Genomic DNA, 15206 nt, shown 5'->3' with positions numbered 1-15206 from the left:
GTGATGCAACCGAACTGGACCATCAGTTCGTTACCTCCACGAATATCTCCAATGAAAACCTACGACCTCTCCAAGGAGCCCCCACGCAGCCCTCGCGTTCGTCTTCGCGACTACGCCATTCTGGCTCGTGCCATCGACAAATGCCGTGCGCATCTGGCGGGCACGGAAGGCGAGTATCATTTCAACTGCCCGCTGGATCAGGAGCTCTTTTCCTTCAAGGGCATCGATCCGGAAGATTTCAAGCTGACGGTTTCCTCCAACGACACGGATGATCCGATCGCGCTCTGGGTCGACCAGGCTGGCATCCATCGCACTCCGCACGAAATTGCCGACTGGAGCAATGACCTAGAAGAATACAATCCCTCCCTTGACGCCGATAGAAAGGAATGGTTTGAGGGTGAATGCAGGAAGCTGGGACTCGATCCCGCAACAACGACTCTTTTTGATTATCTCGAAGCTGACGACACCGCGTCGTTCAAATAATCCAGGCCGGGGGCTTCTCGCCCTGGCATCACTTCTCGTCTCCTGCTCCCTCGTCTGTGCCCAGCCGAGGGAGGTCAACGCCGTACCGCCGGATAAAGGTCCGCCGGATTCCGCAGAGCGCACGACGATGACGCGTCTCCAGATCTTTCTGGATCGTGCGAACTTCCGTCCGGGCAAGATCGATGGCCTCGGCGGTGAGTTTACCCAAAAGGCGCTCGACCGGTACAACCAGGTCAACGGTAAGCCGCAGGGTGAACTCCCGGATCTCGCGAGCGTTGCGAATGCCTATCGCGAGTATGTCATTACCGAGGAGGACGCCAAATGGGTCGGTCCCCTGGCGAAATCTCCCGCCGAGCAGGAAAAGCTCAAGGCTCTGCCGTACTCAGATCTCTGGGAGTTGGTCGCGGAGAAGTTCCATTGCAGTCTGAATTTCCTTCACGAGCTGAACCCGCAGCCTTCGGATCTGAAGGTCGGCGACACGGTCAAGGTGCCGGATGCGCCCGAGTTTGCCATGGCGGATGTCGTGGCCTTGGAAAAGCAGCGCCGCGACGAGAAGAAGCAAAAGGAACAGGCCGCCAAAGATGCAGCTGCAGCTTCCGCTTCGCCGTCGGCCTCCCCGGATGCTTCGGCCACACCAACGCCCGTTCCGAGTCCGACTCCCACTCCGGCTCCGCCGCGTTATCACCTGATCCTCCTCCGCCCCGAACGGCTGATTGAGGTGTACGAAGGCGACAAGATGGTTGCCTGCGTCCCCTGCACTCCGGGTTCAAAAGACGTTCCGGTGCCGACCGGAACATGGAAGGTGACCTCCAATATCCTGATGCCCTACTACCGTTGGGACAAATCCGTCCTGGAAAGCGGCAAGCGCAGCGACAATTCCTTCAACCTGCCGCCGGGACCGAACAACCCGGTCGGCATCGTCTGGATGGGGATCAATCGCCCAAGCGTCGGCATCCATGGCACCACCTCGCCCGACCAGATTGGACGTAACGAAAGCCACGGCTGCATTCGCACCGCCAACTGGGATGCCTTCCTCTTGAGTCAAATGATCGAGAAAGGCACCCAGGTGGAGGTGCGTTGAGCAGGAGTTACCGCCAGTAGCCGGAGTTCCACACCCGACCCTGCGGCGTGGTGTAGTACTGGCTGTTCATCCAATACGCATTCTGCCGCGGCCGCTCGACCCAGCGTCCCGGCACCCAGACCCAGTCGCCTCGGCTCCACGCCCAGTAGCCGTCGACCCACACCGGGTCGGCGTATCGGCGCGGAGAAGGAGGCCGACGCTGGTTATACCTTTGCGGCGGCATGTCACGGGTGACGTAGTATTGCTGGGAAGAATAACTCGGCGGCGGAGAACTCGTCCGCCCGAACAAGGCTTGTCCGATCGGATCGGGAGGAACGAAATTGCCGTACTGGTCTGTGCACCCGACGAGGCCGAGAGCCACGCCGAGGGAAAGCAGGAGGGACTTTTTCATATATATATAAAAACAACGTAAGAAACCGTTGCGGAGGTTGCCTGTCCCCCCGCGCCGCCATTGCGATGCACCCCGGGTTCTGCCATGCTCGCGCATCCCCTGATGCGCATCCTCCTGGCTCCTGATAAATTCAAAGGCTCTCTTTCTGCCGCCGAGGTGTCTGAGTCGCTTCAGAGAGGATTCCTCAAGGTCTGGCCAACCGCCACCTTCGACTCCGCTCCCATCGCCGATGGCGGCGAAGGAACCGCCGAGGTGTTTCGTCACGATTTCGCGGGCGACGAAATCACCGCGCCAGCCCACGATGCTCTCGGACGCCCGATTTCGGCCGCCTACACCTGGCTGCCCGAAACCCGCACCGCTGTGATCGACATGAGTTCAGCCTCCGGATTGTGGCGTATCGCAGAGAGCGAGTTGTCCCCGGCCAGCGCCTCGACGTTCGGCACAGGCGAGCTGATGCGTGACGCCATCCACCGGGGCGCGGAAAAGATCATCGTCGGACTCGGCGGCAGTGCGACAAACGACGGGGGGGCGGGTATGGCGAGCGCCCTGGGCTGGCAGTTCCTCGATGAGAGCGGCAACCCAATCGTGGCCCTTCCCGGGAAATTCCGGGAGATTTCCGAGATTCGCCCCCCCGACACATCTATTCCGGAAATTTCCGGGCTTTGCGACGTGCGTAATCCCTTGCTGGGACGCGAAGGCGCAACGGCTGTTTACGGCCCGCAAAAGGGGGTGACCGGGGAATTGCAGCCCCTCATGGAAGCTTCCTTGCGCCATCTCGCGGATGTTTGTGCGCGAACCCTCGGTGTCGACCATCGCGAGCATCCCGGCGCAGGCGCGGCAGGCGGGCTCGGATTCGGCCTGCTCACCTTTGCAGGCGGTCGGCTGGAACCCGGTTTCGCCACCATCGCCCGGATGCTGAAACTCGGCGAGCGTGTCGCTTCAGCCGATCTGGTCGTTACTGGCGAGGGTCGCCTCGATACCCAGACCGCCCATGGCAAAGGCCCAGCCGCCCTTGCCGAACTCGCCCGGAGCCAGGGGAAGCCCATCCTCGCCTTTACCGGTTGCCTCGAAGACGAGTCGGAGGTATTTACCGCATGCATTCCGATCGCCGACCGGCCATTGACGCTTGATGAAAGCCGGTCCCGTGCGTCACAACTACTGGAATCCGCGGCTGCCCGGGCAGCCCGCCTGATACACATTTCCCTATGAGTAAAAAAATCGCACTGTTGTTTTCCGGTCAGGGAGCTCAAGCCGTCGGCATGGGCCATGATTTGGCCGCTGAATATCCCTCCGCCTCCAGCCTGTTTCAGAAGGCGGATGAGATTCTGGGCTTTTCCCTTTCCAATGTCGCCTTCAATGGCCCGGCGGAGGAGTTGACCAAGACATCAGTCTGCCAGCCCGCGCTCTACGTGCATGGCCTCGCCCTGCTCGGCGCGCTCAAGGAACGCGTTCCGGGTCTGGTGTTCCATGCCACGGCGGGTTTGTCGCTTGGTGAATTCACCGCGCACGCCGCAGCGGGCACGTTTGACTTTGAAACCGGCCTGCGTCTCGTCGCCAAGCGCTCCCAGGCCATGCAGGAAGCCTGTGAAAGCACGGAGGGTGGCATGGCTGCCATCATCGGCGGTGAGGAAAACGACATCCGCCAGCTCGCCGCCGCCGCCGATGTGGACGTGGCGAACCTCAACAGCCCCGGCCAGATCGTTCTCTCCGGCGAAGCCGCCAAGATCGCCCTCTCAGTCTCCCTCGCCAAGGAATACGGCGCGCGCAAGGCCGTGGAGCTTCAGGTCGCCGGAGCATTTCATTCCCGCCTGATGGAGAGCGCCTACGAAAAGCTCTCGATCGCGCTCGCCGAGACCGAGATCAAGCAACCCGCCGTTCCGGTGGTTTGCAACGTCGATGCCTGCACGGTTTCCGATGCCGACACGATCCGCCGTTCCCTCGCCGACCAGGTGACGGGCAGCGTGCTCTGGACGCAGAGCATCGAGTACATGATCGACCATCTGCACATCACGCAGTTCATCGAACTCGGACCCGGCGGCGTTCTCGCTGGTCTCGTGGGCCGCATCCGCAAGGGCACTCCGGTGATTTCGATCTCCAACGCCGCCTCGCTCAACGACGCGGTGGCCGCCCTTTCGGCCTAGGCGTCCGCTTGCCAAATCCCAGCGTTCCACCGATTGTTTACCGATGGTTACTGTCGCGACCGACATCGTTGAAGAGATCCTTGCCCTCAAAAAAGAGCGCAACGCCGTCATCCTGGCCCACAACTACCAGGTGGGTGAAATCCAGGATCTGGCCGACTATGTCGGGGACTCGCTGGGATTGAGCTACCACGCGGCGGAGACGGATGCCGAGCTGATCGTCTTCTGCGGCGTCCACTTCATGGGAGAGACGGCCAAGATCGTCAATCCCACGAAGACCGTGGTCATTCCCGATATGGAGGCAGGATGTTCGCTCTCGGACTCCTGCCCCGCCGACAAGCTCGACGCCTTCCTCCAGGAGCATCGGGAGAAGAACTACTACGTCATCGCGTACATCAACTGCAGCGCGGGCGTGAAGGCCCTGGCCGACGTGATCGTCACCAGCGGCAACGCGCTCAAGATCGTCGAGAGCGCGCCCAAGGACCGCAATATTCTCTTCGTCCCCGATCAAAACCTCGGCGCGTGGGTGATGGAAAAGACGGGCCGCAAAATGGATCTCTGGCAGGGTAACTGCTACGTCCATGTCGAGTTCACCCGCGACAGCATCAACAAGATCCGCGCGGAGTATCCCGGAGCCGAAGTCGTGGCGCATCCGGAATGCACCTACGCCGTGCGCATGCTCGCCGACGAGGTCTGCTCGACGGAGAAGATGCTCTCTTACTGCCGCGACAGCAAGGCAGACAGCTTCATCATCGTCACTGAGAGCGGCATGCTGCACCGCCTGCGGCGCGAGGTGCCGGGCAAGACCTTCATCCCCGGCCCTACCGAACTCTGCGCCTGCAACGACTGCCGGTACATGAAGCTCAACACTCTCGAGAAGCTGAGGGATTGCCTCGACTACCGCTCGCCGGAGATCATCATCCCGGAAGACATCCGCGTAAAGGCGGAGCGCTCCGTGCGGCGCATGCTGGAGCTGAGTTGTTAATCCTCGATCATCCGGCCTTTCAGTTCCCGTCGGCGAATCCAATAGAAGATCACCGGCGTAACCACGAGCACGTGGAGCAGGCTGCTCACCATGCCGCCGATCACGGGCGTAGCCAGCGGCTTCATCACCTCGGCTCCCGTCTTCGCGCTCCACATGATGGGCAGCAGACTCGCCACCACCGTCGCAACAGTCATCACCTTGGGACGCAGGCGCAGCATCGCGCCTTCCAGCACGGACTCCTTGAGATCGCGGAGCGAGAAGCTAGCTCCCCTCTCCTCCATGCGGCGCTTCAAAGCCTCTTCCAGGTAAACGACCATCACCACGCCGGTCTGAATCGCCGTGCCAAAAAGCGCAATGTAACCGATCCACACAGCCACGCTGAAGTTATAGCCCAGCAGGTACTGGAGTAACACGCCACCCGTGAGAGCGAATGGCACGGCGAGCAATACGTGCGAGGCTTCCAACGCTGAACGAAACACGACCGTGAGGAGCATGAAGATGATTAGCAGGACGACCGGGACGATCATGATCAGCGTACGCTGGGCGCTGAGCTGATTTTCGTATTGCCCGCTCCATTTAATCGTCACTCCCGGCGGGAGTTGGATCTTCTCCGCGATCCGTTGCTGCACCTCCTTGACGAATCCGCCCAGGTCGCGCCCCTGCACGTTGGTCTGCACAAAGACCCGCAGCAGACCGTCTTCGCTGGCGATTTCGCTCGGACCTGAGGCGCGCACAATCTGCGCCACCTGCCCCAATGGCACGCTGCCTCCACCGGGGCGAGGAACGAGGATGTTGCCGAGATTCTCAATATCGTCGCGCTCTCCGCGATCCAGCCGGAGCTGAATCGGATACCGCTCGCGACCTTCAATGGTCGTACTGACATTGAGACCGCCGATGCCGATCTCGACCACATCCATCACCTCGCGAATATTGAGTCCATATCGCGCCATGGCGAAGCGGTCGGGAATGACCTCGACGTACGGTTTGCCTTGCACCCGCGACGCCGCCACTCCAACCGCGCCCGGAATTTTTCGCACAAGCTCCTCCACCTGGAAGGCAGTGCGTTGCAACACATCGAGATCGGAGCCGAGAATCTTGATTCCGACCTGAGCCCTGATGCCCGTGCTGAGCATCAGGATGCGATTTTCAATGGGTTGGAGAAAGCCGGGAACATAGCCAGGAATGACGCTGAGTTTTTCACTAAGCTCGGCGACGATTTTGTCCTTTGTCATTCCCGGCCGCCATTGCTCCTGCGGCTTGAGGATGATGGTTGTCTCGATCATTTCCACCGGCGCGGGATCGGTCGCCGATTCGGCGCGGCCCAGCTTGCCTGCGGCGGATTCCACCTCGGGAACAGACTTGATCACGCGATCCTGCCACGACATCACGCGCTTCACCTCGGTCAGCGAAGTGCTCGGCAGCAGGACGGGCATGAATAGCAGACTGCCCTCCTTGAGCGGAGGCATGAATTCGCTGCCGATGCGCGAAGCGAGAAACAGCGCCCCGACCAACAGTGCAAAGGCCAGCATCATCACGGTTTTCCCATGATGGAGCGCCCACCCGAGCACAGGGCGATACAGCCCCATCAGGAACCGCATAACGATATTTTCCTTCTCGGCATGGAATGGCCCCCTGACCAGCCACGTACAGAGCACCGGCACGAGCGTCACACCCAGGATGGTCGCGCCAACCATGGCGAAGGTTTTCGTGAACGCCAGCGGATGGAAGAGCTTTCCCTCCTGTCCGGTCAGCGCAAAGACCGGAAGGAACGCGAGAATGATCACCGCCATGGCAAAGAAGATGGGGCGGCCCACCTGGTGCGCTGCAGTGCGCGTGACCTCCAGCGTTTCCAGCGCCGTCAAACGAGAGCCTTTCTTGCGCTCCGCCTCCTCGCAATGGCGCAGGACGTTTTCAGTCATCACGATGCCCGCATCGACCAGCACGCCGATGGCGATGGCGATGCCTGCCAGCGACATGATGTTTGAGCTGATCCCAAATTCCTTCATCAGGATAAACGAGATCAGGATCGAAATCGGCAGCGGCAGAGTGACGATCAGGATGCTGCGGAAGTGCCAGAGGAAGATGATATGCGCCAGCGTGACCAGGATGATCTCCTCCACGAGCGCATGCTTCAGCGTGTCGATGGTGCGCTCGATCAATCCACTGCGATCGTAAAACGGCACAATGCTGACGCCCTTTGGAAGCGACGGAGATATCTGCGCGATCTTCTCCTTTACGCGCTCGATGACTCGCATCGCATTCTCGCCCGTACGCATGATGACAATGCCGCCGACGACCTCCTTTCCATCGACATCGAGAGCGCCCCGGCGGAAATCTCCCCCGAGCGAAACCTCGGCAATGTCCTGGAGTGTGATCGGCAGCCTGTTTACCGTACGCACGGCGATCTGCTTCAGGTCATCGACGGAATGCACGAGCCCGATGCCACGCACGACAAACTCCATGCCGTTCTCCTCCACGACCTTGCCACCGACATTGAGGTTGCTGTTCGTCAACGCATCCATCACTTCCCGCAGACTCACGCCCGCCGCACGCATCTTCCCGGAATCCGCAGTGACCTGATACTGGCGCACGAACCCGCCCACGCTCGCCACCTCGGCCACGCCATCGACGGCAGCGAGTTGATAACGGACAAAGAAATCCTGTACCGCGCGGAGGGCACCGAGATCGTAGCCCCCGTCGGGAGCCTTGGCGGGATCGACCTTCAGATAATACTGATACACCCACCCCAGCCCGGTTGCGTCGGGGCCGAGCCGCGGCGTTACACCCGGAGGCAGAAGTTCCTGAAGAAAACTCAGTCGCTCCAGCACACGGGTGCGGGCAAAGTAATTATCCACCCCATCCTCGAAGACGACGGTGAGCAGCGAAAAGCCAAACATCGACTGCGCCCGTACCTCCTTGACTCCGGCCAGCCCCTGGAGGTTTGTCGAGAGCGGATAAGTCACCTGATCCTCGACCTCCTGCGGACTGCGTCCCGCCCAGTCCGCCGTGACGATGACCTGGTTTTCGCTCAGGTCGGGGATGGCGTCGACAGGTGTGGTGCGCAACGCGCGAAAGCCCAGCGCGACCACGATGAGCACGGCGCAGGCGACGATGAAGCGATTGTTCAGCGACCAGTCAATGAGCCAGCCAATACCGCCGCGAGATTCGTGCGTGCTCATGGCTTGGCCGGAACGCCGCAACTTAGCATCGCCGCTCCGAGATAAGGGTTGCGCGTATCCGCACCAGACTGCACCCACTGCGCCTTGTTCGGCGCTCCGGGGAAGCTGCCCCCCGTCATTGGGCATTCCAGCACCTGCACGCCCGGGTCCAAGCCCGCTTTGGCCACCGCCAGCGCGAGTGCCGAACCTGCCTGGCTCCATGGGAGAAAGGTTTTCCGCGCCTCATCCAGAGTCGTGCCAGCCAGTGCCGTCGGCACCGACTGAACCGCCTGGATTTCCGCCATCATGGCATGCTCGACGGGTAGCGCTTTCGCCAGCTCAGGCAGTGCCTGCCCCGCCGCGACAGCCTGCGTCGGATTATCTGCTGCGAGCGCATCGGAGACCTTCGCCAGCCCTTGTAGAAAAGCCGTAATCTCGGCTGGCGCAGCCTGCAATGCGCTCTTCGGCACCGCGACCGGCGGAGTGTCTCCACCGCGCAGTTGCGCCTCGGCGTCAATCATGAGGTTGCCATTGGAGACGACCTTGTCGCCAGCATTCACGCCCGCGAGGATCTCCACCCGATCTCCAGCCACGCGCCCGGTTTTCACGGATCGTTGAATGTATTTGCCGGGAGCCTCCTCCACATAGACGACCTCCCGGCGTCCATCCCGCAGCACCGCAGATCGCGGCACCACGAGACGTTCGCCAAGATCCGCGATCAGGTCGGCCTCGGCATAGGCTCGATGCGGGAGCAAGCGGCGCAGTCCCTTCTGATCGCCATCGGCCAGCGGATTCTCCACCTCGATGCGCACCTTGGTGCTGCGCGTCGCGGCATCAAAATTCGGATCGATGAATGTCACCACACCCGGGAATTCCCTCCCCGGCACGGTCGGCGTGCGAATGATCGCCTTTTCGCCGATCCGGATATCCGGCAGATCGCGTTCATAGACCTCGGCGTGGAACCAGAGCTTGGAAAGGTCGCCCATTTCAAACAATGGCTCGCCGGTCTTGATGAACTGTCCCAGGTAGGCTTTTTTCGTCACTACCGTGCCGCTGATCGGGGCGAGGAGGTCAATCGTGTAGACGGCCTCGGGTGTCTTGGCCAGACCGGCCAGCTGTTCTGGGCTGAGTCCATACTGCACAAGGCGCTGGGCGGAGTTTCTGGCTACGGCCTGATCTCCTCCCCGCATGGCGGTCTGGTATTCCCGGACGATGTAGAGCAGCTCCGGGCTGTAGATGGCTGCCAGAGGTTGGCCCTTCTCGATGTACTCGCCGACATGGTGGACATACACGCGATCGATGCGGCCGTCATAGAAAGCGGCAATGACACGGTGGATATTCTCATCGTCCTCCAGGATGCCGGTGAACCGCAGGTTCTTCGTCATCATCTCCCGCTGTACCGGCGCAGTGGCAACACTCAGGGCCGCCACCGAGGAATCATGCAGGCTGATCAGGTTTTTATCGCCGCTCATCACCTCGTCGCCCTCGTAGACAGGAACGAGCTTCATGCCACAGATCGTGCAATTGCCGGGCTTGTCCGAGGTGATCCACGGATGCATAGGACTCTGATACATCTTGATCTTGCGCGTCTCCTGAGGAGCCTTGTTGCAGGCGGCCAGCAGTACGGCGCATAAAAGAAGAGCAAGCGTTCTCATAGTTTGACCCTCCGCAAACGCAGGGCGTTGGTGATGACAGACACGCTGCTGAGGGACATCGCCGCACTGGCCACAATGGGACTCAGCAGCAGGCCGAAGACGGGATAAAGCACGCCCGCAGCGATCGGCACGCCCAGTGTGTTGTAAAGGAAGGCAAATGCGAGATTCTGCCGGATGTTCGACAGAGTCGCCTTGCTTAGCGAGATGGCATTGACGATTCCGAGGAGGTCGCCCTTCACCAGGGTAATTCCCGCACTGGCGATCGCCACATCGGCGCCTGTGCCCATGGCGATGCCCACATCGGCCGCAGCCAGACCCGGCGCATCGTTGACGCCGTCACCAGCCATGGCCACGCGATGGCCTTCAGCCTGGAGCTTCGAGATCGCATCGCGCTTTTTCTCCGGCGTGACCTCGGCAATGACCGTGTCGATCCTGACCTGACCAGCGATATGGCTGGCCGTATCGGCATGGTCGCCGGTCAACATGACGATCTTCAGGCCAAGCTCGTGCAGCCGGGCGATGGCTTCGGCACTGGTGGCCTTTACCTGGTCCGCGATGGCGAGGAAACCGAGAATCTGGTCTCCTAATGCCACCCAGACCACGGTGCTGCCTGTCTTACGCAAAGAGGCAGCTTCCGGATCGAGAGTAGCGTCGAATTTCGCCCCAACGGATTCCATGAACTCGCGAGAGCCCACGGCGACCTCCTGGCTGTTCCATCGCCCCTTTACGCCTCCTCCCGTAATGGCCGAGAAATCTTCCGGCTCTCCGATAATCAGTTTGCGACTCCTGGCCGCGTCGACCACCGCTCGTCCCAGGGGATGTTCGCTCCGGCCCTCCAAGATCGCCGCCAGTTTCAGGACGTCTTCCTCCGATTGCCCTGGCACCGCCCTTACAGCGACCACCGCGGGCTTTCCTTCGGTAATCGTTCCGGTCTTGTCGAGGACGAGGTAGTCCACCTTGCTCAAGGTCTCCAGAGCCTCGGCATCCTTGATGAGCACGCCCATCCCGGCTCCTCGCCCCACCGCGACCATGATCGACATGGGCGTGGCGAGTCCAAGCGCGCATGGGCAGGCGATGATCAGCACAGCGACCGCATTCACCACGGCAAAGGCCAGCGCGGGAGCTGGCCCCAGGAGCCACCAGACGAGAAACGTCACCGCGGAAACCGCGAGAACTGCGGGAACAAACCAGCCCGCCACCTGGTCGGCCAGACGCTGGATCGGTGCGCGGCTGCGCTGCGCCTCCGCCACCATCTGCACGATGCGGGCGAGCACGGTTTCATTACCGACATGCTTTGCCTCCATCAGCAGACTGCCGCTGCCGTTGATCGTACCGCCGGTTACGGATGCCCCTGCGGATTTCTCTACCGGCAGCGACTCGCCGGTAATCATGGACTCGTCCACCGAAGAAGAACCCTCAAGGACAACACCATCAACCGGGACACTTTCGCCAGGCCTCACCCGCAAGCGGTCTCCGGCATGAACGAGGGACAAGTCAATATCCTCCTCCCCCTCTTCAGTCACGCGATGGGCCGTCTTGGGAGCGAGCTTGAGCAAGGCCCGGATCGCCTCGCCTGTCCCCGCCCGCGCGCGCAGTTCCAGCACCTGCCCGAGCAGCACCAGGATGATGATCACCGCCGCCGCCTCGAAATACACGATCGGCGCGCCGCCATGTCCCGCATGACCGGGCAACAATCCCGGCAGAAGCAAGGAAGCCACGCTAAAGATCCACGCGGCTCCGGTTCCCAGGGCAATAAGGGTGAACATGTTGAAATGCCGCGAAACCAGCGACCTCGCACCGCGTTCAAAGAACGGCCAGCCACACCAGAGCACGACCGGGGTGCTGAGGATGAATTGCACCCACGCGGACACCGTCCCGGATAGAGGATGAAAACCCGGGATATGCTCGCTCATCGCCAGCAGGAAAACGATCGCCGCCAGCGGCAGGCCGAACCAGAATCTGCGACGCATATCGCGTAGCTCCGGGTCCTCCTCTTCCGCCGCAGACGCCGCCACAGGCTCCAGAGCCATCCCGCAGATGGGGCAACTGCCCGGCGTATCGCTATGCACCTCGGGGTGCATGGGACAGGTATATCCCGCCTTCGCTCCGGGAAGCGGAACAGCCAGGTTTCGCTCCAGGGCCATTCCGCATTTCGGACAGGCTCCGGGCTTGTCTGATTCCACGCCCGGGCACATCGGGCAGATGTATGCCGCAGTCGACGACTGCACGGGAGCATGGTGTGCCTTGTGCGCGCCACAGCAACTATGCGCCTCTTTGTGCTCTGGCTCGTGCTCGTTCTTTCTGTCGGGTGCTGCGTGGGAAGGTTCGGTCTGCGCCGGGCGCGACGATTCCTTGTGACCGCAGCAATGATGCTGGTGATCGCTCATCCTCAAATCCTCGTAAGTAGGCGTCCCGGCGCGTCATTACACGCCGGGTACGCAATGATACAGATTGCCGTCGGACGACGTGCTAGTGCGTCTTTCCCGCGTTATCGAGCACCTTCAGGTACTTCGCCGGGTCCTTGTCGAACATGGCTTTGCAGTGCTGGCAGCAAAGCTGGATTTCCCTGCCTTCGTAGGTGAAGACATAGGCGTCTCCCATGCCGCCGAGCTTTTCGCCCGAGACGACGCAGGTCGTCAGGGGATAGGCAGGCTTGGCGTCTGCGGCCTTGAGGCCGAGCGGAGCGAGGATCGTTGCGAGTAAAGTCAGAAATTTCATGTCGTTGTCTTGTGTATGTGTTTGGAAAAACCGGTCTTGCCGGTTGGATACAGTTGCGTTCTGCGAGGGATCGCTTCAGGCAACGACATGAGGCGGCGCATGCGCAGGCATGCTCCGTTTAAAAACCAGACTGGTCCAGAGAGACAGGCCAGGCGGACCAGAGGAATACTCGAGCGCAGTAGGAGCCGTGACGATCTCCGCATGGACAAAGGAAATCGTCGGCCCAAAGTCCACGGGGCCCGCGAGCAAAAGTGCATCCGTAGCGTGTACGGAGCCAGGAACCGGCGCGATCAGCGCCGTGCAGCAGGCGGTCGATTCTTGAACAGGAGTCTTCTTGGAGCCGGTATTATGCGAGCAGCAAACGCGCTGTTCATGATGCTTGGCGGCAGAATCGATGATTGCCGCCCAGGCGCAGTGATTACTCGCCACGAGCCACGCCAATCCGAGACAACAAAACGCCGTCAGCTTGATCAGCCGCGACTGTCGGATTGCGTTCACCTTTCTTTTGTACCCCACCCCGGCATCTTTTGCAACGGCGAGATTTTTTGACGCTCAGGCCTTTCGCCTCGAATCATTTGAAGGTAGGTTCTCCCTGAACCCTTTTCCTCCTATGAAACCGCGTGTCCTCATTGTCGACGGTCATAGCATGATTTTTCAATGGCCTGACCTGACTCTCCAGCATGCCAAGCGCGGCGTCGTCGCGCGGGAGACGCTGGTAAAGATGCTGACAGGCCTGCAGGACAATAGCGACTGGCACGTCGCCGTTGTCTTCGACGGAACAGGCGTCAAAGCTTCCGAGGAATCCAAGGGCGATGGCATCCAGGTCTTTTACTCCAAGGCCGACCAGACGGCTGACTCCATCATCGAGCGTCTCACGGCCAAGTACGCGCAGCAATACGACGTCACGGTAGCCACCGACGACATCCTCGAGCGAACAACCGTCGAGAGCTTCGGCGCGATTTCCATGTCCGCCCATCAACTGCGCGAAGAAATTGACTTCGCCGGGCGCGAGCTAGACCAGCGCCTGAAAAAGTTGCGCCGATCCTGAAAAACAAAAAGCGCTTCCCGACGAATCAGGAAGCGCTTTTGAAAGACAACTTCGAGTCTTAGGCTTCTGCCGGAGTTTCGGCCTGAGCCTCGCCCGAGAGTTCCTCGCCCACCATGTAACGGGTGAAGCGGCGGATGACGATGTTCTCGCCGAGCTCGGCGATCTTGGAGTTCACATAGTCCTTGATCGTGAGGTCGGGGTTCTTGATGAAAGCCTGCTCGAGGAGGCAAAGCGTGCCGTAGAACTTGTCGATCTTGCCGTCGACGATCTTCTCCACGATGTTCTCGGGCTTGCCAACCACCTGCGCGGCATAGATGCGACGCTCGGTCTCGATGAGGGTGCCAGGGACCTGGTCACGGGAGACGTAAAGCGGGCTGGCGGCAGCGATGTGCAGCGTGATGTCCTTCACGAACTCGCGGAAGATCTCGTTCTTGGCGACAAAGTCGGTTTCGCAGTTGATCTCGACGAGCACGCCGACCTTGCCCTGAAGGTGGATGTAGGAGGCGACGATGCCTTCCTTGGCCACGCGCGAGGCCTTCTTGCCGGCGCTGGCGATGCCCTTTTTGCGGAGGTATTCCTCAGCCTTGACCAGATCGCCCGCCGTCTCGGTGAGCGCTTTCTTACAATCCATCATCCCCGCGTTGGTCTTTTCGCGGAGTTCTTTTACGAGTGCGGGAGATATATCAGCCATGAGTCAAAAATGTATGTATAAAGAGGAACGGAGAGAGTGCCGAAATCAAGAGGGCCGGAAAAGTTCTTTTTCCGGCCCTGCGTGAAATCGGAGTTGGAACCTGGATTATTCCGAGACGGCTTCGAGCTCGGCGGCCGGAGCTGCCGGAGCGGCAACCTTGCCACGAACACCCTTGGCCTGGACGATGGCGTCCACGAGCTTCTGCAGGATCACGCGGATCGAGCGGATGGCGTCGTCGTTGCCAGCGATCGGGTAGTCGATCTTCTCGGGGTCGCAGTTCGTATCAACGATGGCCACCACCGGGATCTTCAGGCGCGCGGCCTCGGCCACGGCGATGCTTTCGCGGTTGGTGTCGATGATGACGATCGCGTCCGGGAGGCGCTCCATGTTGAGCACGCCTTCGAGGTTGCGATGAAGCTTGGTGGCTTCGCGACGGAGGGCGGAGGCCTCTGCCTTGTTCATGCGGGCAAAGGTCTGGGTCTTCTCGAGTTCCTGGAACTCGCGGAGACGGCCGACGCTGCGACGGATGGTCTGCAGGTTGGTGAGCGTGCCACCCAGCCAGCGCTGGTTGACGAAGAACTGACCGGTCGCCTCAGCGGCTTCCTTGACAGCTTCCTGGGCCTGCTTCTTGGTTCCGACGAAGAGGACCTTGCCATTTCCCTTCACGATGTCGCCGAGGAAGGTAGCCGCTTTCGCGAGCTGATCCACCGTGATCGACAGGTCGATGATGTAAATGGAGTTTTTCTCTTCGAGGATGAAATCCTTCATTTTGGGATTCCATCGTTTGGTCTGGTGTCCGTAATGGACCCCGGCTTCCAGGAGTTCGGTCATTGATTCGACGTTAGGAGAGGGCATGGT

General features: G+C 60.7%; 14 protein-coding genes. 6 read left to right on the top strand and 8 right to left on the bottom strand.

Features of this window, described 5'->3' with window-relative positions:
* Nucleotides 1–51: 51 nt before the first annotated feature.
* Together TSACC_RS08865 and TSACC_RS08860 are read left to right on the top strand one after the other, a co-directional pair.
* Nucleotides 52–483, top strand: coding sequence for a DUF5069 domain-containing protein (locus TSACC_RS08865; RefSeq protein ID WP_075080645.1), 432 nt, complete (start codon nt 52–54; stop codon nt 481–483).
* Nucleotides 443–1564: a L,D-transpeptidase gene (locus TSACC_RS08860; RefSeq protein WP_169809585.1), complete on the top strand. Its 1122-nt coding sequence runs from the start codon at nt 443–445 to the stop codon at nt 1562–1564. The genes TSACC_RS08865 and TSACC_RS08860 overlap by 41 nt, the downstream gene beginning before the upstream one ends.
* A 7-nt stretch (nt 1565–1571) precedes the next feature.
* Here TSACC_RS08860 and TSACC_RS22280 read toward each other — a convergent pair whose 3' ends face one another.
* Complete coding sequence (locus TSACC_RS22280; protein WP_075078972.1) at nt 1572–1955, bottom strand: YXWGXW repeat-containing protein; 384 nt, start codon at nt 1953–1955, stop codon at nt 1572–1574.
* An 84-nt stretch (nt 1956–2039) separates the two neighbouring features.
* Here TSACC_RS22280 and TSACC_RS08850 point away from each other — a divergent pair, with 84 nt between their 5' ends.
* Genes TSACC_RS08850 through nadA form a run of 3 tightly spaced genes read left to right on the top strand, consistent with a single transcriptional unit; the run spans nt 2040 to nt 5078 of the window.
* Nucleotides 2040–3164 (top strand): glycerate kinase, encoded by a 1125-nt coding sequence (locus TSACC_RS08850; RefSeq protein ID WP_084400331.1) that lies wholly within the window; start codon nt 2040–2042, stop codon nt 3162–3164.
* The gene (gene fabD / locus TSACC_RS08845) at nt 3161–4096 is read left to right on the top strand and encodes an ACP S-malonyltransferase (RefSeq protein ID WP_075078971.1); all 936 of its coding nucleotides are present in this window, start codon (nt 3161–3163) and stop codon (nt 4094–4096) included. Before TSACC_RS08850 ends, fabD begins: the two co-directional genes overlap by 4 nt.
* 43 nt (nt 4097–4139) lie before the next feature.
* A complete protein-coding gene (gene nadA, locus TSACC_RS08840; RefSeq protein ID WP_075078970.1) occupies nt 4140–5078 on the top strand; it encodes a quinolinate synthase NadA in 939 nt (312 codons plus the stop codon).
* Here nadA and TSACC_RS08835 read toward each other — a convergent pair.
* The 5 genes from TSACC_RS08835 to TSACC_RS08815 all read right to left on the bottom strand — a co-directional run bounded on the left by TSACC_RS08835 (nt 5075) and on the right by TSACC_RS08815 (nt 13107).
* Nucleotides 5075–8257: an efflux RND transporter permease subunit gene (locus tag TSACC_RS08835; RefSeq protein WP_075078969.1), complete on the bottom strand. Its 3183-nt coding sequence runs from the start codon at nt 8255–8257 to the stop codon at nt 5075–5077. The genes nadA and TSACC_RS08835 overlap by 4 nt on opposite strands.
* Nucleotides 8254–9891, bottom strand: a complete 1638-nt coding sequence (locus tag TSACC_RS08830; RefSeq protein WP_075078968.1) for an efflux RND transporter periplasmic adaptor subunit — start codon at nt 9889–9891, stop codon at nt 8254–8256. The genes TSACC_RS08835 and TSACC_RS08830 overlap by 4 nt, the downstream gene beginning before the upstream one ends.
* The gene (locus TSACC_RS08825; RefSeq protein ID WP_084400330.1) at nt 9888–12278 is read right to left on the bottom strand and encodes a copper-transporting P-type ATPase; all 2391 of its coding nucleotides are present in this window, start codon (nt 12276–12278) and stop codon (nt 9888–9890) included. Before TSACC_RS08825 ends, TSACC_RS08830 begins: the two co-directional genes overlap by 4 nt.
* Nucleotides 12279–12360: 82 nt before the next feature.
* A complete protein-coding gene (locus TSACC_RS08820; protein WP_075078966.1) occupies nt 12361–12609 on the bottom strand; it encodes a hypothetical protein in 249 nt (82 codons plus the stop codon).
* A 75-nt stretch (nt 12610–12684) separates the two neighbouring features.
* The gene (locus tag TSACC_RS08815) at nt 12685–13107 is read right to left on the bottom strand and encodes a hypothetical protein (RefSeq protein WP_153811346.1); all 423 of its coding nucleotides are present in this window, start codon (nt 13105–13107) and stop codon (nt 12685–12687) included.
* Nucleotides 13108–13219: 112 nt separating this feature from the next.
* On the opposite strand from TSACC_RS08815, the gene TSACC_RS08810 reads away from it, so the two are divergent.
* A complete protein-coding gene (locus tag TSACC_RS08810) occupies nt 13220–13657 on the top strand; it encodes an NYN domain-containing protein (protein ID WP_075078964.1) in 438 nt (145 codons plus the stop codon).
* Nucleotides 13658–13715: 58 nt separating this feature from the next.
* Here TSACC_RS08810 and tsf read toward each other — a convergent pair whose 3' ends face one another.
* Together tsf and rpsB are read right to left on the bottom strand one after the other, a co-directional pair.
* Nucleotides 13716–14348 carry a translation elongation factor Ts gene (gene tsf, locus TSACC_RS08805; RefSeq protein WP_075078963.1) on the bottom strand — a complete coding sequence of 211 codons (633 nt, stop codon included), beginning with the start codon at nt 14346–14348 and terminating at the stop codon, nt 13716–13718.
* A gap of 105 nt (nt 14349–14453) precedes the next feature.
* A complete protein-coding gene (rpsB, locus tag TSACC_RS08800; RefSeq protein WP_075078962.1) occupies nt 14454–15203 on the bottom strand; it encodes a 30S ribosomal protein S2 in 750 nt (249 codons plus the stop codon).
* Between the last annotated feature and the right edge of the window lie 3 nt (nt 15204–15206).

The organism is Terrimicrobium sacchariphilum (assembly GCF_001613545.1).
GTDB classification, from domain to species: Bacteria; Verrucomicrobiota; Verrucomicrobiia; order Chthoniobacterales; family Terrimicrobiaceae; genus Terrimicrobium; species Terrimicrobium sacchariphilum.
This window is presented reverse-complemented; position numbering and strand designations above follow the sequence as displayed.